The sequence below is a fragment of the Phaeobacter sp. CECT 5382 genome (assembly GCF_001457775.1).
GTDB lineage: Bacteria > Pseudomonadota > Alphaproteobacteria > Rhodobacterales > Rhodobacteraceae > Pseudophaeobacter.
The window spans coordinates 174,999-198,546 of sequence record NZ_CYSG01000007.1 but is presented as its reverse complement, the minus strand read 5'-3'; the positions used below and the strand labels follow the sequence as shown (position 1 = coordinate 198,546).

The 23,548-nt window shown below is 57.6% G+C and carries 19 protein-coding genes and 1 tRNA gene; 8 read left to right on the top strand and 12 right to left on the bottom strand.

The features are described from left to right. Window positions 1–9: 9 nt before the first annotated feature. Genes PH5382_RS09985 through PH5382_RS09975 form a run of 3 tightly spaced genes read right to left on the bottom strand, consistent with a single transcriptional unit; the run spans window position 10 to window position 3,187 of the window. Complete coding sequence (locus PH5382_RS09985; RefSeq protein WP_058334227.1) at window positions 10–1,095, bottom strand: ABC transporter substrate-binding protein; 1,086 nt, start codon at window positions 1,093–1,095, stop codon at window positions 10–12. Beyond that, window positions 1,065–2,525, bottom strand: a complete 1,461-nt coding sequence (locus tag PH5382_RS09980; protein WP_058334226.1) for a sensor histidine kinase — start codon at window positions 2,523–2,525, stop codon at window positions 1,065–1,067. The genes PH5382_RS09985 and PH5382_RS09980 overlap by 31 nt, the downstream gene beginning before the upstream one ends. Then, window positions 2,522–3,187: a response regulator transcription factor gene (locus PH5382_RS09975; protein WP_058334225.1), complete on the bottom strand. Its 666-nt coding sequence runs from the start codon at window positions 3,185–3,187 to the stop codon at window positions 2,522–2,524. Before PH5382_RS09975 ends, PH5382_RS09980 begins: the two co-directional genes overlap by 4 nt. Window positions 3,188–3,306: 119 nt before the next feature. Between PH5382_RS09975 and PH5382_RS09970 the strand changes: the two genes are divergently transcribed. From PH5382_RS09970 to PH5382_RS09960, 3 genes are all read left to right on the top strand, one after another. Then, the gene (locus PH5382_RS09970; protein ID WP_058334224.1) at window positions 3,307–4,308 is read left to right on the top strand and encodes a Bug family tripartite tricarboxylate transporter substrate binding protein; all 1,002 of its coding nucleotides are present in this window, start codon (window positions 3,307–3,309) and stop codon (window positions 4,306–4,308) included. Between the two features lie 122 nt (window positions 4,309–4,430). Next, the gene (locus PH5382_RS09965; protein WP_058334223.1) at window positions 4,431–4,931 is read left to right on the top strand and encodes a tripartite tricarboxylate transporter TctB family protein; all 501 of its coding nucleotides are present in this window, start codon (window positions 4,431–4,433) and stop codon (window positions 4,929–4,931) included. A gap of 4 nt (window positions 4,932–4,935) precedes the next feature. Beyond that, on the top strand, window positions 4,936–6,453 hold the full coding sequence (locus tag PH5382_RS09960) for a tripartite tricarboxylate transporter permease (protein WP_058334222.1): 1,518 nt from the start codon (window positions 4,936–4,938) through the stop codon (window positions 6,451–6,453). Between the two features lie 62 nt (window positions 6,454–6,515). Here the strand turns inward: PH5382_RS09960 and PH5382_RS09955 are convergent, their stop codons facing one another. The 7 genes from PH5382_RS09955 to PH5382_RS09925 all read right to left on the bottom strand — a co-directional run bounded on the left by PH5382_RS09955 (window position 6,516) and on the right by PH5382_RS09925 (window position 13,067). Further along, window positions 6,516–7,448, bottom strand: a complete 933-nt coding sequence (locus PH5382_RS09955) for an AEC family transporter (RefSeq protein ID WP_058334221.1) — start codon at window positions 7,446–7,448, stop codon at window positions 6,516–6,518. A gap of 68 nt (window positions 7,449–7,516) precedes the next feature. Next, complete coding sequence (locus PH5382_RS09950) at window positions 7,517–8,314, bottom strand: MBL fold metallo-hydrolase (protein WP_058334220.1); 798 nt, start codon at window positions 8,312–8,314, stop codon at window positions 7,517–7,519. After that, window positions 8,314–9,138 (bottom strand): TatD family hydrolase, encoded by an 825-nt coding sequence (locus PH5382_RS09945; protein WP_058334219.1) that lies wholly within the window; start codon window positions 9,136–9,138, stop codon window positions 8,314–8,316. The genes PH5382_RS09950 and PH5382_RS09945 overlap by 1 nt, the downstream gene beginning before the upstream one ends. A 52-nt stretch (window positions 9,139–9,190) precedes the next feature. Next, window positions 9,191–10,327, bottom strand: coding sequence for a DNA polymerase III subunit delta' (locus PH5382_RS09940; RefSeq protein WP_058334218.1), 1,137 nt, complete (start codon window positions 10,325–10,327; stop codon window positions 9,191–9,193). Continuing rightward, window positions 10,324–10,992, bottom strand: a complete 669-nt coding sequence (gene tmk, locus PH5382_RS09935; protein ID WP_058334217.1) for a dTMP kinase — start codon at window positions 10,990–10,992, stop codon at window positions 10,324–10,326. Before tmk ends, PH5382_RS09940 begins: the two co-directional genes overlap by 4 nt. Next, complete coding sequence (locus PH5382_RS09930; RefSeq protein ID WP_058334216.1) at window positions 10,989–12,161, bottom strand: D-alanyl-D-alanine carboxypeptidase family protein; 1,173 nt, start codon at window positions 12,159–12,161, stop codon at window positions 10,989–10,991. The genes tmk and PH5382_RS09930 overlap by 4 nt, the downstream gene beginning before the upstream one ends. 27 nt (window positions 12,162–12,188) lie before the next feature. Then, on the bottom strand, window positions 12,189–13,067 hold the full coding sequence (locus tag PH5382_RS09925; RefSeq protein ID WP_197410033.1) for an SPOR domain-containing protein: 879 nt from the start codon (window positions 13,065–13,067) through the stop codon (window positions 12,189–12,191). Between the two features lie 372 nt (window positions 13,068–13,439). Between PH5382_RS09925 and PH5382_RS09920 the strand changes: the two genes are divergently transcribed. Then, window positions 13,440–13,529: transfer RNA gene (locus tag PH5382_RS09920), tRNA-Ser, on the top strand. A 188-nt stretch (window positions 13,530–13,717) separates the two neighbouring features. Here the strand turns inward: PH5382_RS09920 and PH5382_RS09915 are convergent. Together PH5382_RS09915 and PH5382_RS19735 are read right to left on the bottom strand one after the other, a co-directional pair. Further along, on the bottom strand, window positions 13,718–14,218 hold the full coding sequence (locus tag PH5382_RS09915) for a hypothetical protein (protein ID WP_058334214.1): 501 nt from the start codon (window positions 14,216–14,218) through the stop codon (window positions 13,718–13,720). Between the two features lie 2 nt (window positions 14,219–14,220). Further along, on the bottom strand, window positions 14,221–15,009 hold the full coding sequence (locus PH5382_RS19735) for a helix-turn-helix transcriptional regulator (RefSeq protein ID WP_082645626.1): 789 nt from the start codon (window positions 15,007–15,009) through the stop codon (window positions 14,221–14,223). A 798-nt stretch (window positions 15,010–15,807) separates the two neighbouring features. Between PH5382_RS19735 and PH5382_RS09905 the strand changes: the two genes are divergently transcribed. From PH5382_RS09905 to PH5382_RS09890, 4 genes are all read left to right on the top strand, one after another. Next, window positions 15,808–17,526 (top strand): hypothetical protein, encoded by a 1,719-nt coding sequence (locus tag PH5382_RS09905; RefSeq protein ID WP_058334213.1) that lies wholly within the window; start codon window positions 15,808–15,810, stop codon window positions 17,524–17,526. Window positions 17,527–17,682: 156 nt separating this feature from the next. After that, complete coding sequence (locus tag PH5382_RS09900; protein ID WP_058334212.1) at window positions 17,683–19,848, top strand: hypothetical protein; 2,166 nt, start codon at window positions 17,683–17,685, stop codon at window positions 19,846–19,848. Window positions 19,849–19,863: 15 nt separating this feature from the next. After that, on the top strand, window positions 19,864–22,008 hold the full coding sequence (locus PH5382_RS09895; protein WP_231751841.1) for a type I secretion system permease/ATPase: 2,145 nt from the start codon (window positions 19,864–19,866) through the stop codon (window positions 22,006–22,008). Next, window positions 22,001–23,341 (top strand): HlyD family type I secretion periplasmic adaptor subunit, encoded by a 1,341-nt coding sequence (locus PH5382_RS09890; protein ID WP_058334211.1) that lies wholly within the window; start codon window positions 22,001–22,003, stop codon window positions 23,339–23,341. The genes PH5382_RS09895 and PH5382_RS09890 overlap by 8 nt, the downstream gene beginning before the upstream one ends. Window positions 23,342–23,548 lie beyond the last annotated feature (207 nt).

The window sequence follows — 23,548 nt, the reverse complement described above, 5'->3', positions numbered from 1 at the left end:
AGACAAAAGCTAGTTCTGCTCTACCGTGCTGTGCCATTCACGCAGGAACTTCGCCCGCTTTAGTCGGTCAAGGTAGACCATCAGACCGGGCCCCAGCTGGATTGGGCGATAGGGTGCACTTTCACCAGAACTGCGCACTGGATAATGGCGAAACGGATAGCCAGAGGTCAGGTCATCGGCGTCATCCCCCCAAGCGGCCTCGAGCAGGTGGTCGACAAACAGCCCGGCCAGATCAGGTTCAGATGAGGTCTTCAGAATGACCGCACTGCGCAGCATCATGTTGGTGTAGTCCTCTGGCTCAAGGATCAGAATTTTTTCGACCAGATCACGGCGCGCCTGTGCATAGCTACCCAGCACGTTGTAAGCCATAACCAGCTTGCCGCTGGCGACATCTTCGATCATTGCCCCCGAGCAGCAATAGAGCCGCAGATCTAGGCTGCCAAACAGCTCCATCAAGCGCCAGAAACTGTCTGAACTGCGCGCATCCTGCGTGGCAAACAAATAGCCAAGCCCACTGGTGCCTGCGTCATAGGTGCCAATGCGACCTCTGAAACGATCCGGATGCCGTCGCATCAGCTCGATCAGGTTCTGGCGGCTTTTGGGCTGTGGCAGATCCGCAAAGGCTGCACGCGACAGCAGGATTGTGGCGGGTTCCTGGGAAAAGGCAAAGACATGATCACGCCAGTTGGACCAGCCCGGCATCAGCGCGCGAACTCCGGAGCTGTGCTTGCGGGTGAAGCCGTCATTAGCAAGTTTGACCTGCAGATCCATAGCTGACGAAATCGCCAGATCAAAGCCATCAGAACTGGTCGTATCCTGCGACAGGACGGCCTTCATCAGCTCGGCACTGCTAAGTTCACTATAGTCGATCACCACATCCGAATGGCTTTGCAGAAAGCTTTCGATCAGGGGGGCCAGTAGCGCCGTATCCGTGGTGGAAAGAATCTGCAATTCCACGCTTGCCGGATTGGGCGTGCCAAATTGGCGCTGGGCCTCGACCTCATAGCCGACGTCTGAACCTGCACCGGTGGCCTTAATTGAGAAAACCGCCCAAAATAGTGCTGCTATTGCAAAGGGAACGCGAGAGAAACGCATGCGCCGGCTCCTGTATCAGAAGGGGAGATGTCCAGCTGTCCGCCATGGGCCTCGGCTACTTCGCGGGCGATGGTGAGCCCCAGACCAGAGCCGATGGTGCCGACGGAATTGCTGCCGCGCACAAACCGTTCTGTGAGCGCTGTCGTGTCAGGATCGGGAAAGCCACCCGCGGCATCGGTGACAGTGACGACCGCATCCAGAGCCGTCTGGTGAACCGTGACATCGACGCGGGATTCTGCCGCGGAATATTTGATGGCGTTGTCCAGAATATTGCGCACAGCGTTCTGGATCAGAATGGCATCGCCGGGCAAGGCGGGCACATTTCGGGTGTGACAGCAAAGATCAATGTCTTTCAGTTCTGCCACCGGGCGCAGGCGGTCCACCAGTTCGGCTACCAGCGCACTCAGCTCAACGGGTTTGCGTTCCAGACTGTCGGTGCGAAAGGTGACCATGGCGTGATCCAGAAGCTGCCCTGCTGCGCGCGAACTTTCGTCGATGGCGCGGATCATTTCGCGCAAAGAAGTCCGGTTTTCCGGCTTATCCACCCGCCGCAGGGTGATCTCTGCCTGGGTGCGTACCGTGGCCAGCGGCGTGCGCACCCGATGTGCTGCCTCGGCGATAAAATCTTCTGACCGGGTGAGCGAGATGCGCAGACGTTCTATAAACCGGTTGAGGGAATGCACCAATGGTAACATTTCGGTCGGTACGGCGTGCCTGACAGGGCGCAGATCTTTGGGGCCACGGCGCGACACAACCCCGGTGAGCACATCCAGCGGGCGGATGCTCCACTGCGCCGTCCACAATGCCAGAAGCGCTGAAATCAAGAAAAAACCGACGCCCAGCTGCAAAGCGGATCGGGTCAGAGCTGCGAGTTCGGCGGCCTGACCATCGCGGGTCTGGGCCACGGAGATTGATATCTCCCGCGCGCCCTCCTGCAGGGCCATGAGCCGACTGAGCGTCACCATGCGCAGGCTGCTATCGCGATACCGGGTGGTGAGGAAACTTGGCTCACCCTGCCGCCTGTCTGTGATCGGCACGCCCTTTGGGGGCGTAGCCTGAACTGGCAGATCCGGGTAGCCAGTCAAAAGGGTGTCATCCAGGGTCACGCGGTAAAACACCCGGTCATCACTGATATTGCCTAGCATCGACAGGGCCGCATAGGGGATGTCGAGGGTGACTTCACCACCCTGCACGGTAACAGAATCCAGGATCGATGTGGCCGAGGCGAAGAGAATGCTGTCATGGCTGCGTTGCGACAGATCACGGGCAAATCCCAGGACCGCAAAAAACAGCACTGAGGCCAAAATGGCGGCGCTGCCAACCAGTTGTAGGGCCAGTCGGCGGCGCAAAGATCCGCTGGAGCGCAGCCTGCCCGGTGTTTTTGCAGCCGCCCCAGGGCGCTGGGGTGCGGGGTTAGGGGCAGGGCTCATTCCTGCGAGACTCGATAGCCTAGGCCACGCACCGTAAGAATGCTGACGCAGGACCCAGCCAGGTGCTTTCGCAGTCGCGCCACATAGACTTCGATTGCGTTCTCCGACACATCCTCGTCGTAGGAAAACAGCCGGTCCACCAGCTTGGTCTTGGAGTGAATCTGCTCCGGGCTGGCGAGGAAAATCTCCAAAAGCCGCAGCTCTTTGTTGCGCAGAGATGTGGTTTTTGTGCCCAGAGTCAGGGTGCCACCCATCGGATCAAACAGCAGATCCCCGAATCGCTTTTGGTTTGAGCCATTGCCGCCATGACGTCTGAGCACTGCTCGGCACCGGGCTTCGAGTTCGGAAAAATCAAAGGGCTTGGTGATATAGTCATCTGCTCCAAGATCCAGAACCCCGACCCGGTCCGACACTTCGGAGCGCGCCGTCAGCACAATGACTGGGGTCTTTTCCTGCCGGGCGCGATGGCGTTTCAAAAAGTCACGACCATCCCCGTCTGGAAGCATAATATCCAATAAAATCAAATCGTAATCCATGGTGGCGGCAAAGCCTTCAGCGGTCTCGACATCGCCTGCGTGATCCACCACATGGCCATCCAGCCGCAGCCGGTCCAGAACTGCAGTTGCGAGGCTTGCATTGTCTTCGACCAGGAGGAAACGCATCAGTGGCTCTCGTGCTTTGTGGTGCCACGCTTGCTGTATGACAGCTTGGCGTCAGCTTGGCGTGTTCCCTTTCAGTCATGGGCGGTGCGACCGCCAAATGTCAAACGGGAGGAGAAATAATGACATTGACCCTGACAAAGGATCTGACACGACGTGCGGTGATGGCAGCCGCGTCGCTGACCCTCGCAACTCTGACGGTGGCGACACCCACCTGGGCCGAAGAAAAAATAGCTGACAGTATCCACTTTTTGATCCCCGGCGGTGCGGGCGGTGGCTGGGACGGTACGGCCCGCGGAACTGGCGAAGCCCTCACCAAGGCAGGGCTGGTTGGCACCGCGTCGTTTGAAAACATGTCCGGCGGTGGCGGTGGCAAGGCGATTGGCTATCTGATCGAAAACGCTGACAGCAACCACGGCACCCTGATGGTGAATTCCACGCCCATCGTGATCCGGTCACTGACCGGGGTGTTCCCGCATAACTTTCGTGATCTGACGCTGGTGGCTGGCACCATCGGTGACTATGCCGCCATTGTGGTTGGCAAGGACAGTTCGATCAATTCAATGAGTGATCTGCTGGCGGCCTATCAGGCCAATCCGCGCAAGACCGCCATTGGTGGCGGGTCCGTGCCCGGCGGCATGGATCATCTCGTCGCGGCCATGGTGATGAAGGCCGCAGGCGAAGACCCCACAGGCGTGAAATACATCCCCTATGACGCAGGCGGCAAAGCCATGGCAGCCCTGCTGTCCGGCGAGATCGCAGCCCTGTCGACGGGTTTTTCAGAAGCCGTCGATCTGGCCAATGCGGGTGAGGTGAAGATCATCGGCGTTACGGCAAATGACCGCGTTGCGGCCTATGAAAGCGCGCCCACGATGCAGGAGCAGGGCATTGACGCCTCATTCGTCAACTGGCGAGGATTTTTCGCGGCCCCCGGCCTGCCTGCGGACAAACTGGCAATGTATGAGGCGGCCATCGCCAAAATGTATGACACGCCAGAATGGGAAGAGGTGCGTGCCCGCAACGGTTGGGTGAACATCCACAACTCAGGTGCTGACTTCAAAACCTTCCTCGAAGGTCAGGAAAAAGCCATCGGAGATCTGATGAAAGAACTCGGCTTCCTGTAAGTCCGGTTTTTTCTGAAACATCTATAACAGTCCAACGCGTCCGGATCTTTCGGGCGCGTTCTTTGAACAGCCGCGCGATGGCGGACGTGGCAGCTACTCAATCACAGCAGGAGGTGGGGATCATGGCGTTGGATCGCTGGATCGCGCTGATCATTTTGATGATCTCGTTGGCCTATGGCTATGCGGCCTATTTTACCATGGACGGGCTGTTGCCGCCCTTCATGAAGTTCAATCCAATCTGGCCCAGCACCTTTCCCAAGGTGCTGTCGGTGCTGGCCGTGTTGACGGCTGGGGTGATTGTGCTGGGGCTGGAACAGCCCAAGGCAGGCGACAGAACGGCGCAGGTACCGCGCCAGTCCGTCACAGAGCGGATCTTTTCCGGTAACTGGCAACAGGCGTTGGGGCTTTTGGCGCTGATGGTGGCCTATGCGCTGCTGATCCGGCCATTGGGTTTTTTGCTCGCAACTGTGGGGTTCATTAGCTGTGGGGCGGCCCTTTTGGGCGAACGCAAGCTGCATATTCTGATCCCCGTGGCCGCTATAGCTGCCGGGGTTGTCTGGTATCTGGTGCAGGGCGTTCTGGGGATCTACCTGAAGCCACTGCCTGCTGGTCTGGGAGGGTGACACTATGCTCGAAGGTATTCTGATTGGCCTTGGAACAGCGCTGTCGCTCACCAATATTCTGATGGTCATCGGTGGCTGTCTGATCGGCACATTCATTGGCATGTTGCCAGGCCTGGGGCCGATGTCGATCATCGCCATCATGATCCCGGTTGCGATCTCGCTGGGCGATCCGTCTGCGGCGCTGATCCTGCTGGCCGGTGTCTACTATGGTGCCATCTTTGGCGGCTCGACCTCGTCGATCTTGCTGAATGCACCGGGGGTGGCGGGCACCGTAGCCTCGTCGTTCGATGGCTATCCGATGGCGCGGGCTGGCAAGGCGGGAAAGGCGCTGACTATTGCCGCCATTGCTTCCTTTGCAGGGGGCACCATTGGCGCGCTGTTGCTGATGATCTTTGCGCCGGCGCTGTCGTCGGTGGCTTTGCTGTTTCATTCCGCCGAATACTTCGCCCTGATGGTGGTTGGCCTGTCGGCGATTGCGGCCTTTGCCGGAACCGGCCAGGTGGCCAAGGCGATCCTGATGACCCTGCTGGGGCTGATCATGGCGACCGTGGGAGAAGGCGCCTTGTTCAACATGCCACGCTTCACCATGGGCGTGATGGATCTGCAATCGGGCTTCAGCTTTATCACCCTGGCCATGGCGATGTTTGCCCTGCCAGAAGCGCTGTTTCTCGTGATGCATCCCCCCAAGGCCGCTGGTAGCGCTGAGGATGGCAAGATCAAGGATCTGCGTATCAGCCGCGATGAGGCGCGCCAGATTGCTCCGGTCATTGGCCGTCAGTCACTACAGGGGTTCTTTATCGGCGTCTTGCCGGGGGCAGGGGCTACGATCGCCTCCTTTCTGGGCTACGCGGTTGAGCGCAATCTAGCGACCAAGGAAGAACAGGCAGAGTTTGGCAAAGGTTCGATCAAGGGGCTCGCAGCGCCTGAGACGGCCAATAACGCCGCCTGTACCGGATCCTTTGTGCCACTGTTGACGCTGGGCATTCCGGGGTCCGGCACCACGGCGATCCTGTTGGGGGCGCTGGTTGCACTCAACGTCACCCCGGGGCCGCGCCTGATGCTGGACGATCCACAAATCTTTTGGGCGGTCATCATCTCGATGTACATCGGTAATCTGGTTCTGCTGATCCTGAACCTGCCCCTGATCCCCTATATCGCCAAGGTGCTGGAGGTGCCGCGCAACTATCTGATCCCATTTATTTTTTTCTTTACCCTCATGGGGGCCTATATCGGCCAGAACAATGCAACAGAGCTGCTGATCCTTGTGGGCTTTGGTTTCTGCGCCACCCTGCTGCGGTTTGCGGACTACCCGCTGGCGCCGTTGCTGATCGGCTTCATTCTGGGTTCGATGCTGGAGGACAACTTTTCTCGGGCGATGCAGCTTTATGACGGGCTGGGTTTTTTGCTGGAGCGGCCGATGACGCTGGCCTTGTTGGTGCTGGCGGCCGTTCTGGTGGTGCTGCCCACGTATCGTGCCCGGCGCGCGCGGCTGCGTCAGGCAGGGATTGCAGACGGCGATTGAGCGGCAGGTTTAAAAACAATCACTGCGGGGCCTTGGGATTTCAAGGTCCCGCAATTTAGGGCTTAGCTCAGGACCAAAAGCCAGAACCAGACTGTCAGGACTGACGCGGCAGTGGCGATCAAAACGGAAGATGCCGCCACACGTTTGGCCCGGCCATACATATTGGCGAAAATATAGCCGTTGAACCCGGTGGCCATGGCGGCATTCAGCACACCTGAGCGGAAAAGATCCTGTTGCAGATCAAGGCTTGTGCCCAGCGTCCAGACAATGGCGGGGTGCAGCATCAAAACGATGAAGCAGACAAATGCGATGATGCGCAGATCGCCTTCGGGGCGATATTGTACCAGCACCCCACCCAGAGCGAAGAGCGCGGTGGGAAGTGCCGCGCGGATCAGCAACTGCAATGCAGCATCAACTGCCTCGGGAACGATCAGACCTGACAGATTAAAGGCAAAGCCGAGCGCGATGCCCAAGATCAGCACGTTCTTGAACATCGCTGTCAGCACGGATTTAACTGTCTTCAATCCACCGCCACCGCGATTGCGCACGATCTCCATCGCAGTGATGCCGAGGCCGTAGCAAAAGGGCGAATGAAAAGCGATGATGGCATAGTTGCCGGTCAGGTTGTCCGGGCCAAAGGCGCGTTCGGTAATTGGCAGGCCCAGCAGGACCGAATTTGAAAACAAACAGCAAAATCCAATGGCAACGCAGTCTTCCCAGTCGCGTTTGAATATCAACCGCGCGCCCATCAGGCCGACAGCAAAACAGATCGCCGCACCGGTGTAGAAACTGATCAGCAGCTTGGGATCAAAGCTGGCCGAAAGATCCAGATTGGCAATGGCACTGAACAGCAGACAGGGAATGGCAAAGCTCTGGGTGAACTTCATCAGCCCATCGATTTGCACCGGGGAAAAGAGCGTCCTTTGCGTTGCAATATAGCCTGCGGCGACTACCAGAAAGACCGGTAGGATAACGTCAATCAAACTTTGCAGCATCGGTTTCTCCAGCAGGGGAGGCGGTAAATATCTTTTATTTCAGCGCAGGTGTTCTGGCCACTGTGCTTTCAAAGCGGGCAGTGGATCACCATGCTGTCAAAGGCCGGGGTAATGTGGTCCGGGGTTTCTGCTTTGACTGTGGCGTAGTCGAGATCGATATGCATATTGGTCAGCACAGCGCGTTTGGGCTGCATCCGGTCAATCCAGGCCAGCGCCTGATCCAGGCTGAAATGGGTTGGGTGCGGCGTGCGGCGCAGCGCATCCAGTACCCAGCAGTCCAACCCTTCCAACGCTTCGGTAACGTCTTCGCTGATCTCTGCGACATCTGGCAGATAGGCGAGCTGACCAATGCGAAACCCCAGCGCATCAATAGCTCCGTGATTGACCTCAAATGGTAAAAACGGAATTTCACCGCCAGGGCCGTCGATGGTAAAAGCGCCGTCGATTGTGCGCAGATCCAGAATGGGTGGGTACGGCGAGCCTTCGGGCTGCACAAAGGCATAGCCAAAGCGGGACAGCAGCGCGTTCTGGGTGTCGCCATCGGCATAGACCGGTACGCGGGCGCGCATGTTGAAAACGATCATGCGCAGATCATCAATGCCATGCACGTGGTCTGCGTGGGAATGGGTATAAACCACGCCGTCAAGCCGCCCGACATCAGCGTCCAGCAACTGGCTGCGCATATCGGGTGAGGTATCAATCAGCACCGTGGTGGTGCCGTCGGGGCCGTCGCGCTCGACCAGCATCGAACAACGACGGCGACGGTTGCGGGGCTCTTTAGGGTCACAGTCGCCCCAGTGGCCACCAAGCCGCGGCACCCCGCCGGAAGAGCCGCAGCCCAGGATGGTATAACGCAGCTCTGCCATCAGGCGGCGGCCTCGAACTGAGCGGCTTTCCAGAACAGGCGATCAAAATTGGCCTGCGTCTGCGCGGCAAAATCGGCGTATTCAATCCCGAATGCCTTGGCACCGATCTGTGCGGTCAGCGCTGAATAGGCGGGCTCATTGCGTTTGCCGCGATGCGGTGGCGGTGCCAGATAGGGCGCGTCGGTCTCGACCAGAATGCGTTCCAGTGGGGCGGCTGCAAAGATGTCGCGCAAATCCTGGCTTTTGGGGAAGGCGGCTATGCCCGACATCGACAGATAGAACCCCAGTTCCAGAGCTGCCCGCCCCAGCTCTGCTGAAGAGGAGAAACAGTGCATGACGCAGGTGTAGTCGCCATTTTGCATCTCTTCGCGCAGGATCCGTGCCATGTCGTCATCGGCATCGCGCGCATGAATAATCAGCGGCAGTTTGGTGTCGCGGGCGGCCGCGATATGGGTGCGCAGGGACTGCTGCTGCACCTCAGCGCTTTCGGCGGTGTAGTGATAGTCCAGACCGGTCTCACCAATGCCGACAAATTTTGGGTGATCGGCCAGGGTGACCAAATCTTCATAACTGGCCATCGGTTCCGAGGCGACGCTCATCGGGTGGGTGCCTGCGGCATAGAACACCGGCGCGTGGGCCTCGGCGATGGCGCGCACAGCGGGTTCGTTTTTCAGTTTGGTACAGATCGTGACCATGCGGGTCACGCCTGCGTCGGCGGCGCGGGCGATGACCTTGTCCAGCTCCCCTTCGAAATCCGGGAAATCCAGATGGCAGTGGCTATCGGTGATATGGGGGGCGGTGATATGGGGGGTCGTGCTGCTCATGCCTGCCTCGTCGTGTCTTTGGCCGGATACCCGGGCGCCGCCTGTTGAAAGGTCAACGGGACGCGGTGTCCTGCATCTTAAAAACCGTATCTAGGACAAGTGAAGCGGGGTCAAGGTTCACCGCCTGACCATGGCGCGCGCGCGCCGTGGCTTCGGCAGACAAATCAGCCCAGGCGCGGCCCCTTTGTGGGTCTGCTGCCAGTCGTGCGAGAACGGCACTTTCTCCATTGGCGGCTTCGGGGAGGGGGGGCTTCCCGGTGGCACCAGTCCGTGCGAGCCTGGCCAGAGAGACTTCAACCAGAGTGAGCAGCAATTCGAATTTTTCCGCAGCGCCACGCTGTGCGGCTGCCTCGGCTAGGGCCATGGCACGCTGGCGGTCCAAGCGTGGCATCGTGTCGAGGATCTGGATCAGCTCTGCATAGATTTTTAACCCACCCAGGTTCAGCAACCGCAGGGCCGCGCCAACAGATCCTGCAGCCAACGCTGCCAGGTGTTCCGTATTTTCGGGTAGGTCGGCTCCGGCCTGTGCCAGTGCCGATTGCATGTCTTCTGGTGAAAGCGGCCCCAGTCGCAATGTGCGGCAGCGTGACCGGATGGTGGGCAGCAGGCGCGAGGGCTGATGCGAAATCAGCAGAATGGTGGTGCGGGCAGGGGGCTCTTCAAGCATTTTCAAAAGCGCATTGGCCGCACTGGTGTTCATGTCGTCGGCGGCATCGACAATGACGACGCGGCGGCCGCCTTCGGTCGCTGACAGGCCAAAGAACCGGTTCAGTTTGCGAATGTCGTCTACCACGATCTGGTCGCGCAGCTTGCCCTTATCGTTATAGCTGCGCGTGATGGGCGCAAGGCCGGGTTCGGCCAGCGCATGAATGCGGTGGGAAACCGGATGATCAGGGTCGATAGACAAAGAGGTGACGGGAGGTGGCGCGCCAAACAGGCCGTCTTCGGCAGGAGGTGTTGCCAGCAGAAACCGGGCAATGCGCCAGGCCAGTGTTGCCTTGCCGATCCCCTGTGGCCCAGTCAGCAACCAGCCATGATGCAAACGGTCGGAATTAAAAGCTGTCAGGAAATCCTGTTCGGCCTGATCTTGCCCAAAGATCTGCGCAGTCTCGCGCGGGTGCGGCGCCCCGGGGGCCTGGTCAGCACGAGGCAGGTCTTCGTCATTTTGGGGTTTTGGCGCACGGCTCATGGCTGCAAAGCCTGGGCATCTGAAGTCAGAGCAGCCGTTGTGGCCCGCAAAACATCAGCAGCAACGGCTTCAATGCTTTGGGCCCCGTCGATGATGTGGAACCGGCTGGAAAACTCCTCTGCGAGATCCAGAAAACCAGCGCGCATCTTTTCCTGCAGCTCAACCCCGAAATCCTCGAACCGCTCCTCGGAACCCTGACGCCCCTTGGCGCGGGCAAGGCCAGTGGAAGGGTCCATGTCGATCAGCAGGGTAAGGTCGGGTTCACGGCCAATCATCAGCGCATGCAATTGGTCGACCGTGGCGCGCAGATCGCCGCGTGACAGGCCTTGATACATCCGGGTGCTGTCGGCAAAACGATCACAGATCACCACTTTGCCTGCTGCCAGTGCCGGCAGGATGGTGCGTTCCAGATGGTCACGGCGCGCAGCGGTGAACAGCAGAATTTCGGTCTCGGCAGACCATTTGTCAGGGTCGCCTTCCAAAACCAGACGGCGGATCTCTTCGGCTCCAGCAGAGCCGCCAGGCTCGCGCGTCAGCACCACGTCGTAGCCTCGCGCCTGCAGCGTTTCGGCCAGCATCCTGCATTGGGTGGATTTCCCCGACCCATCAATACCTTCAAAGGTCAGGAACAGGCCTGACGCAGCTTTCGGGGCGGTTTTATTCACTGGCTGGCCTCTGGTCCGTCTATCAGCCGTTTGGATAGCACCTGAGCGGCGGTTTTGACACGGACAAAAAAGCCCCCCGTGGCGACATCTTGTTGCGCGACCAGCGGCAGACGCATCTCTGGCAACTCATCCGGCCGCAACACCAGTTCCGCCAATTTCTGTCCTTGCTTGATGGGCGCACTGATTGGTCCGGTATAGACCACCTCGGCGGCGATTTCCTTGCCTGACAGTGCCGGGAGCAGGATTTCCAGATCGGTTTCCGGCACGAGCCCTACCGATTGTTGTGCTCCACGCCAGACTTCTGCGCGGGCGACCGGGACACCGGCTTTGGCGACAGTTTTCTTGGCAAATTGGCGAAACGACCAGTTAACCACGGCCTCGGCCTCCTCTGCGCGGGCCTTGGTGCTGTCGAGGCCGGTGAGGACAAAGATCACCCGGCGATCCCCCTGCATGGCGGACCCGACCAAGCCATAGCCTGCTTCCGAGGTATGCCCGGTCTTGAGCCCATCTGCGCCGATACCCAGCCCTAGCAATGGGTTGCGGTTGCGGGTGTTGGAAGGCGCACGGCCATCAAAGGTAAAGCTTTTTTCCGAAAACAGCGGGTAATACTGCGGGAAGTCTTCGATCAGACGCTCCGCCAGAATGCCAAGGTCGCGCATCGACATGCGATGGCCTGCAGCGGGCCAGCCATTGGAATTGGCGAAACTGGCATTTTCCATGCCCAACTCATGCGCGCGTTTGGTCATGTAGCGGGCAAAGCCCGCTTCGGTGCCATCCGGGCTCAGGGCTTCGGCAATCACCGCGCAGGCATCATTGCCCGACAGCACGATGATGCCGCGCAAAAGATCTTCGACACGGACCCGGTCGGTGGTGTCCAAAAACATCGTGGATCCGCCATAGCCCATGGCATGGGCGCTGACAGGCAGGCGTTCATCCAGATTGAGACGTCCATCGCGCAGGGCTTCAAAGGCAACATAGAGCGTCATCAGTTTTGACATGGAGGCCGGCGGCAGCGGCAGGTCGGCGTTCTTGGACAAAAGCACCGTATCCGTGCCCTGGTCCAGGATATAGGCGGCACGGGCCTTGGTATCAAAGGCCGCCAGCGGCAGTGCGCTCAGGCATAGGCCCAGCCCTGCGGCGGTGATGAGGGGGACGAAGGATCTGACCATCTGTCTCACGGTAGGGATCTCCAGAGGCTAGTTGGTGACGGCATAGGCATCACTGAAGCCTGCTGCCTTGACGCTTTTGAGCAGCTGGCTGCGTTCCGATTTGGACTGGGCTGGGCCAACAACAACACGCCAGAAGGGTTTGCCCTTGCTGCTTTGCTCCAGCACCTCGGGGATCAACCCGGCATTGCGCATCTGTGCGGCTGTGTTCTTGGCGTTGCTTTCGACGCTGAAAATACCGATCTGGATAAAGGGTTTCTCCAGCGGGGAAACCCTAGCTGGGGCAGCGGCTGCCGGTTTTGATATCGGGGCCGCCTCGATGGCGGCGGCTGCACCGGCAATCGGGTCTAGCGGTGTCGCTGCAATATCGCCGGTGTTCAGGGCTGCGGCCTCGGCCGCGCCCAATGGGGCAGCTTCGGATTGAAGCGGGTCAGCCGGGGAGGTCTCGTCTGGCTCGGGCGGCAGCTCTTCTGTTTCGCGGCGCAGGGCCGTCACGTTCAGCTCAACCGGGGCACCGGCCAGCATACCAAGGGCCGCAGCCGCATCCGAGGAGGCCTGCAGCCTGGGGCCGGGGATTTCACGTTCGCGGCGAAACAGGGCGCCAATGACAAACTTGCCATTGCTGCTGTTGCGAATGATGACGCGCTCGGGCTCCTGCGCGTCCGGATGCGCCACCCAAACCCCGCCAAGCGAGGGACGGCCATCCCAAAGCCCGGCTTCGGTGACCTGAAAGACATCCGGTGCTTCGACGTCGCGCTCAACCAGTTTGGTGCTGCTAGACCCGGTTGTCTCGGTGGTTTCTGGTTTGGGCTTCAGGAACCCCAGGTTCGCCCCCTCTTCGCAGGCCGCCAGTGCCAGCATCGAGGTGGCAGCGACAAAGATCTTTGCGCCTGATATCCAAGCGGGCATGGTTCTTGTCGGCATGGTTCTTGTCATGGGGGTTCCCTTGCCTGTGCTCGTTTGGCCTGTTCAGGTTCGGCCTGTGCTCGTTTGCGCTTTTGCGCGGCTCGCCGGATTTACCGGTCATCCTTGTGATTTGCGGAATGATAGCCTGCGTTGTGTGCTGTGAAAACCCTGTGCAGAGAGTATCGGCCTGAAACGGTCGGGAAAGGCGGGGTATGGGCGTGTTCTTGCGCGTTTTCCCCCTGCCACTTCAGTGCAAGACTGGCTTGATCAGATGTAGGACTGGGGCAGTAAGAGCTGGTCGCGTCACTGGATGCGCGCCTTGGGGTGATTTCCTCTTGCGCGATGCAGCTGATCCGCTTAAACCGCCCGCAGACCGGGGAGGTGGCAGAGTGGTCGAATGCGGCGGTCTTGAAAACCGTTGAACGTGAGAGCGTTCCCAGGGTTCGAATCCCTGTCTCCCCGCCACTATCTTCATTTGGCAAGAAAACGCCTCTAGCACCTTGGACGGCAGGGTGGTTTTTGGTGTTCGAAGCCCTTCATTCCGCGCAAAGGTAATTTGCTCTGCAAGGGTCGTCTCAGGATAGATCATTTGCAATGAAGCCGTTCATCGTGCATGAGATCCAGATCGCTCCAAGAAAGCCTCGGGATGCAGGTTATTGGGGGTATCTGAGGTCCCGGATGCTCTGCCAGATGTCCTGGTTTATCTGCTGCAGAGCGAAAACAGCCTCTTCGACGCCCTCGGCCGCCGACTGATCCAGGGCATTCATCTGCCCCATAACCAACCGATCCTTCCGGTCAGCAATTCGCATCAAAATGGAACGCGGGCTGCCACCTTCGCTGTCAAAGGCATAGATACAGTGATTGTAGCGATTACGCAGTGAGGACTGACCCTGAATGCGTTTGGTTAAAGAAAGGATCCGCTCGCGCTCCTTTTGCGGGATACGGTCCAGTTTTGACAACCGCTCCACAATATCGATCCGGGCACGTGTGGTATTCAGGGTCAGAAAAATGACCGTGGCTGTTTCCTTATCGATCTTGGAGAGGCCAGCAATAAAATGAATGAGCAAGCTTTCTGTATTTGTCCACGTATAGTTCAGCTTTCCAATCAACAGCAGGAAGTCGTCAAAATCGATTGGGGTGGAAGTTTCAGCCATGTCTATGAACCTGCGACCTCATGCTGGTGATCAAAGAACCAGATTGCGGCTTCAGTACGATTGTGAACGCCGAGCTTGGCCATCAAGTGATGCATGTGAAGTTTGATCGTATGCGGAGATAGCCGCAATTCTTCGGCGATTATCTTGTTTGGTTTTCCCTCGGCCGCAGATCGCAGTACCTGGATTTCACGTTCTGTCAAATGGACCGTTTCGCTGGGCTCCACCGCCTCGGTATTAGCAGAATGTCCTTTCGAGACGTCGCAGTCAGGGCTGCGGGAGTGTTCATGAATAGGGGCGGGCGCCTCCTGTTGCTGCTGCGGGACTATCAATTCAGAGGGAACGTAGTGTTCGCCGCAAATCAAAAGTCGGAGAACGGAAAGCCAACGGTCCACTTCCAGATGCATCGGCAATAGGCTGATCTGCCGCAGTTCACTCTGTTCCGCAGCCAACGTCAGTAGGTGACGCGCATTCTGCTGCTGCCGGTAGGCCAGCGCGAATTGAGCACATGGAAAGGCCTTCTGCAGCCCGGAGAAATCCTTGCAGAAAGCCTCCAGCATCGACTCGTCAACGAGAATGTTTCGTATTGATCCGCGTTGTTCATCGCTGGCATTGTGTCTGATCTGTTCCAGATCAGAAATATCTTCCAGACGGGTAAACCGCATGTTGTTGATTTCGCCGTCGGTGATTTTCAAAAGGGTGTCGGAAAAGCACAGGGGGCTTCCGAAGAAAGCTCCAATTAATTTTTGAGACCCGATTTGGGGGTCTTGGGTAAATATATACTCAACATTCATTTTTAATAGCCTCTCTTCCCCGATGGAGAATCTGCCATGTCGCAGGTGAGTCGACACGCTTCAGAAACTTGAACTTCAAAATACCGGTTGATGCCGGTTCTATGTTTTGGCGTTCTGCTCATCGACCGGAGAGATGTAATTTCTCCCAGGGTTAGTTCTGCTGCGTTTCGTCATGGAAAATACTCAGCGAAAGCACGTGATATGATTGTGGCAATAGGAACGGATAGTATTTTTACCGAAACTTTTGGTTAAAGTCCACCTAACACATTGATCTGTTCAGCTTCTGGGGGAGCCGTTTAGGCCAGAAACCTATGGCGAACGAGCGATGATTCTTCCGATTTTTGAGAGGGTTTTTGCAGAGGTTCTCTAAAAAATTAAGTGAAAACAATGATTAGTCGGCTTATTTTTGGCTAATCCTATTGTCCAGCTTCCTGAAGGCGGCCAGTTTGACGACACTTTTGAGATTACTGAGTGATCAAAATTATTTTCGCAATGTATTGAGAAAACGTTAAGGGGTCGGAATTTTTCTCTGCGACTCACTTCTTCAGACACGAAAATTTGGCCACGCAGTACAACTGTGATGACGGTATTTGCATGGGAATTTAAAGGGGGGAATGCGAACGGATAATTTCAATTTTTGCGCGAGTGGTGCGCTGGGGAATGGTTGGTTAGAGCGCTTCAATCAAACATTCCTGATCAAAATCTCAACCTCTAAATAGACAGAAATTACATATCTGCGCGTAGGTCGCTTTTGATAGAGTGGCGATCCCGTGGATGATTTTTTACGGAGAATTAGAAATGCCAGGTTCAAGAAACAACAACTTCATGTTCCCACATCATGGTAATGGCAACCAGGATCAGGAACAGGATCAAGACCAGCTACAGGGCCAGGGTCAGGCCCAGGCCGCATTGCAGGCCCAGCTTCAGGGTCAAGCTCAGTCGTCCGAGAATGACAATGAAAACGACAATGGCAACGGCAACCTGAACGGCAACGGCAATGGCAACCTGAACGGCAACGGTAATGGCAACCTGAACGGCAACGGAAATGGTAACGCCAACGAAAATGCCAGCTCGAATGCCAACGCCAGTCTGAATGGCAATGGCAATCTGAATGGCAATGCAAACGGCAATCTCAATAGCAATGCGAACTCGAATACCTCCGAGACTGCCGTATCGGTGACTGTGGACACAACCGGTTGGATGCCGACCGACGATGATTTTGCCGATATCGATCTGCACAATTCGTCAGCCGGAGATTTTGTCATGGCCGACGGTGACATGAACTACAGCCCAGGCGATGACATGAACCTTGAGGACATCTTGGACGATGCCCTGAACGGTGCGGGCAACGACTCGGCGACAGTCAATGCGCAGACCAACAATCTGGATGACAACGATACCGCATCCAACATCAGCAACAGTGGCTCGATGTCGCAAACCAACACCTCGAAAGGTGGGGAAGCGGACGCGGATGATGGAATCTCAGCTGGTGCAGCCGGTGGCGAAGGTGACGGAAGCGCAGATACGCATGGCGGTACGGCCTTGGGTGGTTTGGGCTTTGGCGGCATCGCCGGTGCGGCTGGAGGAACCAGCGGTGCTGGTGGTAATGCATCCGCAGCTGGCGGCAACGGTGGCAACGGTGGCGGTGCGACTTCCGTCGGTGTTGGTCTTGGTCTTGGCGGCGCCTCTTCGGATGCGGATGCTGAAGGCGATGACGGCGGCGACGCAGGGTCCCTGGCTGCTGCTCTGGGCGCGGGAACCGGCCTGTCCGGTGCCGGCGCAGACGGTGGCGATAGCGGCAATGCCGATGGCGTTGGTGCAGGCGTAGGCGCAGCTGGCGCTGGGGCTGACAGCAGCAATACTGGAGATGCCGGCGCGATCGGTGGCGGGCTTGGACTGCTGAACCTTGGTCTTGCGGGTGCCGAAAACGGTGAAACCGGAGATGCTGATGCCGGCGCGATTGGCGCAGGTCTTGGCAACGGTGAAGGCACCAGTGGCGATGGCGGTGCAGCCGGGGCTATCTCGGGTGCTGCCGGTGCAGGCGAAGGTCGGGCTGATTCCGGCAATGCAAACGGTGGCGCAGGTGGCGATGCCGGGGCGGCATCGGGTGCCTATGCCAGCACCGCAGGCTACGGTGGCGACAACGAAGCTGATGGTGGAAACGGCGGCGACGGCTACGGCGGCCATGCCTGGGGTGGTGACACCGGTGACGGCTACGGCGGACATGCCTATGCTGGCGGGACCCAAGCTTCCGGCGGCGTTGCCGGTGGCGGTGGCAATGCCTTTGCAGGTGGCGGCGGTGACGGTGGCAACGCCGGCATGTGGGGATCGAACAACGGTGATGACGGCTATGTCACCGGTGAATCCTTTGCGTCCGCGGCATCGCAGATTGACACCACAGCCTTTAACCAGAGCGTCGTGATGGGGGCCAATGTGCTGGGCAACACTGTTGATATGACAGTTGTTGGCGGCTCGTTCAGCTCCAGCTACATCGGCGATGATGGCGACGGCGCATAGGCCGATAAAGAAATGACCTGAGCCCGGAGAAACCCGGGCTCAGGTCCGCTTTTTTAATAAGTTTTTTTAGACGACCGTCCGCAGGGTTCCGTGCGGCAAAAGCAAAGTTTTAATGAGGTGAGCAGCCACTTGGCTTTAAGCGAGGCTGCTATGTTAATGGACAAAACGACCGAAATGGTCGCCCACTTGATCGGTATTTTTCATACCAGTGTGGAAGAGGTGCGTTTGCGCGACGTCTATGGCAAGTTCAAGGCGTTGCAGGCAGAAGACCTGGAAAACAACGAGATCGACGCGATCACGGCTTCTTTCAAGGCGGGTTACCGGCTGGAAGGGTTCGCGCCGAACCTTGATTACACACCTGCATGGCTGCAAGAGAATTCTTCTGGCCCGGCGGCTTCTGTTATTGTGAATTTCGCTGACTATCTGCCAAGCAACGCGGTTGAATCTGCCCTGCCAGTGGCCCCGCTGACGCTTTTTTCAACTGTCTGGAACGGTCAAAATACCCAGCTGGTGCTGGAACCTCCCGGCAGTGTTGCTGTGATTACCCTTCAAAGTGCATTCTTGTCTGACAATGACCTTCTGCTGCTCGGGGATGGCGAGACTGTCTTTGCCGATCCGAGCACCTACCTGGAGGCCTTGCAACAGTATCAAACTGTGGCGACCGCGATTGCTGCCCCTGTCAGCGCTCAACTTCTGCAGCCAGGTGAGACGGCGACGGCGGATGCTTTAGCGCTGCATGCGCAAATCACCTCTGTCGAGGCCAGCACGATTTCCGGTGTGACAACAACTATCCTGCAGGGAGACGATGCTTTTGGTCTACATATAAATGGAGGGGCTGTTGAAGATTTGCTGCGCCTGGACGAGGTTCTGCCAGCCTATCTGAGAGCCCAAACTGCAGACGAGCCTAATGATGGCAGCGGCGCAAGCTCAAAAGACAGCTCAAATGTCAGTGCGGGAGAGGAAGGCGCGCCAGATGCGGCACCTGGCGAGAATTCCGGCGAAAACGCAAGTGAGGAAGACTATGTCTGGCCAGATCCTTTTGAGGGGCTCAATACAGACGACGGTAGTGCCGGTGATTTTCACATAGAGGCCGGGCATACGGTGGTCGTCGGCGGCAACACGATGGTCAACGACGTGCAAATCCATTCCGCTTGGCTGGATGCACCGATGATTTCGGTCATGGGGGATGCGATCAATCTTGAGGTGATCGCACAGGTCAACGTCCTGGTGAACCACGACAGTGGTGGCGACACTGGCAGCTACAGCGCTGGTGCGGGCAGTTTGACTGCATCTGCCGTGCTGAGCGGCGCCGGGATGAGTTTTATCAGCTCGCTTCCCACCGACGAGGAAGTCGATGAAACTGCAGAGGCCTCCGAGGATGAGGCCACAGCAGAGACTGATACAACAGAGGCTGATACCGGGCTACCATCGAACTGGGCGGTCACCCGGATAGAAGGCGATCTGATCAGCTACAACTATGTCAATCAATACAGTTTCCAAACGGATCACGACCGTGCCGAGATCAGTTTCAGCAGCACCAATACCTATATCAGTCTGGGTGACAACACAGTGGCCAACCTCACGAGCCTGTCTGAGTTGGGGTTTGGTTATGATTTGATCTTTGCAGGCGGCAGCATGATTTCAGTCAACTGGATCAACCAGATGAATGTGCTGATCGACAATGACTGGGTGACCTATTCCGACGGCACACCCACCAGTATCGGATCCGGCGACAACCTGCTGTTCAACAGTGCGACGATCAATGGCATCGGTCTGGACACGCACGAAGAGATGTCGACCACAATGGAAAGCGCCTCCGAAAGCCTTGAGGCCGGGAACGTGGGCTTCAACAGTGCCGTTGCAAATGATCCGGTTTTTGAAGGCATCGACGTTCTTCGGGTTCTTTATGTCGAAGGCGACCTGATGGCGGTCAACTGGATCGAACAGACCAATATTCTGGGAGATTCAGATCAGGTGCACCTCGCTATGGCCAACCTGGAGGGCGAAACCGGAGCCGAGATCAACGTCACGGCGGGATCCAATGCGGTGATCAATCTGGCGTCTATCCACGAATATGGCACCGATTCAACGGTCTCGGTCGGTGGCGAGGTCTATGACGACGCGCTTCTTTATCAGGCTGAACTCATCGATACGGATGCTGATCCCATTGGCGTCGATCTTTCCGCGCTTGCCTCTGAAGCCGTGGCTTTTCTGGCTGAGGACATGCTCCAGCCAGAGGTCACTCCGGGTGAGGATGCGATCATGGCCACCGCGCCTGAAGATTTCTCCTCAGCTGACGTGATGCAAACAATGCTTGCCTAACAGGAACTGAATTTCATGAATGTAATTAGCAGAACAAACGCGCCTGAAAATGATGCCTTCTCGCAGGGAAAAGCAGTTGAAGGACGCGAAAAACAAGCCGAAAAGCCCACCACTCAACCCACCACTCACTCCCCTGACACACTCAAATTGCGCCCGGAACAACGGGTCGACGAACAACGAGTCGACAGAAAGGCGCCCATTCCGGAAGATCCCATTCGGGAAGACCCCCGCCCTGAAACGCCCATTCGCGAAACGCAAAGAACCTCCGCTCAGCCGCTGCCAGGTAAGCAGATCGAGGGCGATACCGGGCCAATCCTGAAGCCGGGCAGGGGCGGCAAGCCGCCTGTCTCCTCAGGAGGAGGCAATGGTGGCGGCGGTGGCGGCGGTGACCGGGGGGCCTCGCCGGATTTCCACAAGCGCGCCAATCCTGATCAGTTTGTCGAACAGCTCGCCAAGGGGATGCGGGTGGTGCGTGGAAATCTCGGGTTTGTCATGGTTCTGACTTGTGCCACCAATCTGCTGGTTCTGGCGATCCCGATTTATCTATTTCAGATTTCCGACCGGGTGCTGACCAGCAGATCGCTTGACACTTTGGTCATGTTGACCGTGCTCATTGTGGGGGCGGTGGTGCTGCAGGCGATTTTTGACGCTGTGCGCCGTTTCATTCTGATGCGGACCGCAGTCGAGGTCGCCGTTCGGCTGGGCGCTCCGGTGCTGAGTGCAGCCGCGCATGCCTCGCTACAGGACAACGGTCGGCAATATCAGACCCTGGGTGATTTGCAGCAATTGCGCGGGTTTTTGACCTCCGGGACATTGATCTCATTTCTGGATGTCCCCTTTGCCCCGATTTTCATTTTTGCCATTTTCCTGGTGCATCCGCATCTGGGGATGATTGTCATTGTCACCGCGCTCATCCTGATGGTGGTCGCCATTATCAACCAAAAGGCCACGGCTAAGCCTTTTGCCGAGGCAAATATCGCGCAGAGCCGCGCGAATATGCATCTGGATTCGATGTCGCGCAACAGCCAGATCATCAATGCGCTGGCGATGGTTCCTGAAGCTGTCGCGCTTTGGGGGCGTGATACGGCCAATTCGCTGCAAGCACAGGTCCGGGCGCAGGATCGCAATATTTTCTGGGCGGCGGTGTCGCGTGCGTCCCGGTTGCTGACCCAAATTGCCATGCTTGGCTGGGGTGCCTATCTCGCCATTCAGGGCGAAATCACCGGCGGTATGGTGATTGCCGCTTCGATCATCGCCGGGCGGGCCCTTGGTCCCATCGAAGGCTCGATCGAAGGCTGGAATGGGTTCTTGCTGTCCCGGTCAGCCTATGACCGGGTGCGTCTCTTGATGCATAAATCGGTGCAGCGGTTTGAGAAACTGCGCCTGCCCAATCCCGAAGGGCGGCTCAATGTGGAGCGGCTGCTTTATGTGCCCGCCGGAACCAAACAGGTGGTCCTGAACGGGCTGTCGTTTTCCCTGACACCGGGTGAATCCCTGGCTGTCATTGGCAACTCCGGCGCCGGCAAGACGACGTTGGGCAAGATGTTGGTCGGGTCGATCCTGCCGACATCGGGGAATGTGCGGCTTGACCTTATGGATCTGCGCAATTGGGACACACGGCAGCTGGGCGAAAATATCGGTTATCTGCCGCAGGACGTGCAGCTGTTTCCTGGTTCCATCAAGGACAATATCGCCAGAATGCGGGGGGATGCCCGCGACGAAGATATTCACCGCGCGGCCCTTCTGGCAGATGTGCATGACATGATCGCGCAGTTGCCGCACGGCTATGAAACCATGGTGCAGGCGGATGGTTCGCCCTTGTCTGGTGGGCAGAAACAACGGATCGCGCTGGCGCGTGCCTTTTTTGGGAATCCGCGATTTCTGGTGCTGGATGAGCCGAATTCGAACCTCGACACCGCCGGGGACAGGGCCTTGGCGAATGCGATCCGACATGCTTCGGAAAATGGCATCACCACTGTTGTGATCACGCAAAAACCCTCTTTGCTGAGTGTGGTGGACAAGATCATGCTGCTGGCCGACGGCAATGTTGCCTTGTTCGGATACCGCCAACAAGTGTTGCAACAACTGGCGCAACGCAGCCAGGGCGGGGGCAATCTGCCGCAATCCCAGAACAATTCCGGAGGCCAGCCAAATGTCTGATATCACTGTCTATGCCGAACCAGCTGAATGGTACGCAAATGTGCCTCGCTCGGTCGCCAAACATATCGTGTTTGGGATCACGCTGCTCATTGTCAGTTTCGGTGGCTTCGGGCTCTGGGCCTTCAAGGCGCCGTTGGCCGCAGCGGTCATATCACAGGGCAGTTTTGTCGCCACCGGCCGCAACAAGATCGTTCAACACCTCGAAGGCGGCATCATCAGTGCAATTTTGATAAAGGAAGGCGATACAGTCACCCAGGGCCAACCTATTGTCACGCTGGATGAAACCGCAGCTTTGGCAACGGAACGCGAGCTATTTTTGCGGCAGGTGCGGCTGGAGGCCATGGAGGCACGAATTCTGGCAGAGCATTCCGGCGCCGATGCCCTGCGTTTTCCCAATCATTTACAAAACCTGCGGGCCGACTTCGATGTGGCCTCAATGCTGGATGCGCAGCGGATCGTGTTTGATGCAGCTGCGCGGCAACTGCGCAATGATATTGCTTTGCTGGAACGCAGCACCGAAGCACTCAATGTGCGCTCCAATGGCTATGCACTTCAGCTTGCGTCAACTTTGACCCAGATGGAAATTCTGAGAGAAGATCTCGAGAGTAAACAGCATCTGCTTGAGCGCGGGCTAGTACGTCGCACCGAGGTGAACACGATCCGCCGCGCGATTGCCGAAGCCGAAGGGCAGGTGGGGCGGTTGACCTCCGAGGTGGATGAAATCGAAGAGGTGGTCCGGCGCTATGATGCCCAGATCGCGCAGACGGTCAGTGAACGACAGGGCGCGGCATTGGATGAACTGCAATTGGTGCAATCCGAGCTAGAAAGCGTTCGTGAACAAGCCCGACGGGCGGAAAACGTGCTGCGCCGATCAACGGTTCTGGCCCCGGTTTCCGGGACGGTGATCACGCTGCATTACCATACTCCGGGCGGTGTGGTCGAAAGTGGCAAGGCAATTGCCGAAATTCTGCCGACGGGGGAGCCTTTGATCATCGAGGTCAGCATCCCGCGCACCGAAATCGACGTGGTGCAAAAGGGACAGGAGGCCACAGTCAGGCTGACGGCGTTAAATGCCCGAACCACTCCGATCCTGTCGGGGGAGGTCTTCTATGTTTCGGCGGATGCTATTCTCGACAAAAGTCAGGAGTTGCCGCAGGAGGTCTATGTCGCACGGGTTTCGGTGCCACCGTCCGAACTGGATCGGGTGCGAGGCTTTACTCCGACACCGGGTATGCCGGCTGAGATCATGATCCAGACCGAAGAGCGGACTTTTGTGGAGTATCTGATGAAACCAGTGACGGATAGCATGATCCGCGCCTTTCGTGAGCAGTGATGCTTTTCGTCGCGCGCTATATTGGAAGATCGGTGCTGCCGATATTTGTTTTGAAATTCGAAATTTATTTTCGATCAGTTCTAAAATTATGAACCCAGAATTGTACCTGGACAGTTTTCGTGTTTGGGCGATTTGGTGAAAGTCATTCCCATTTTTATGTGGATAAAGGTGGGTCAAGAGTACAGGAGATTTTTTCGTTTCGTTTTT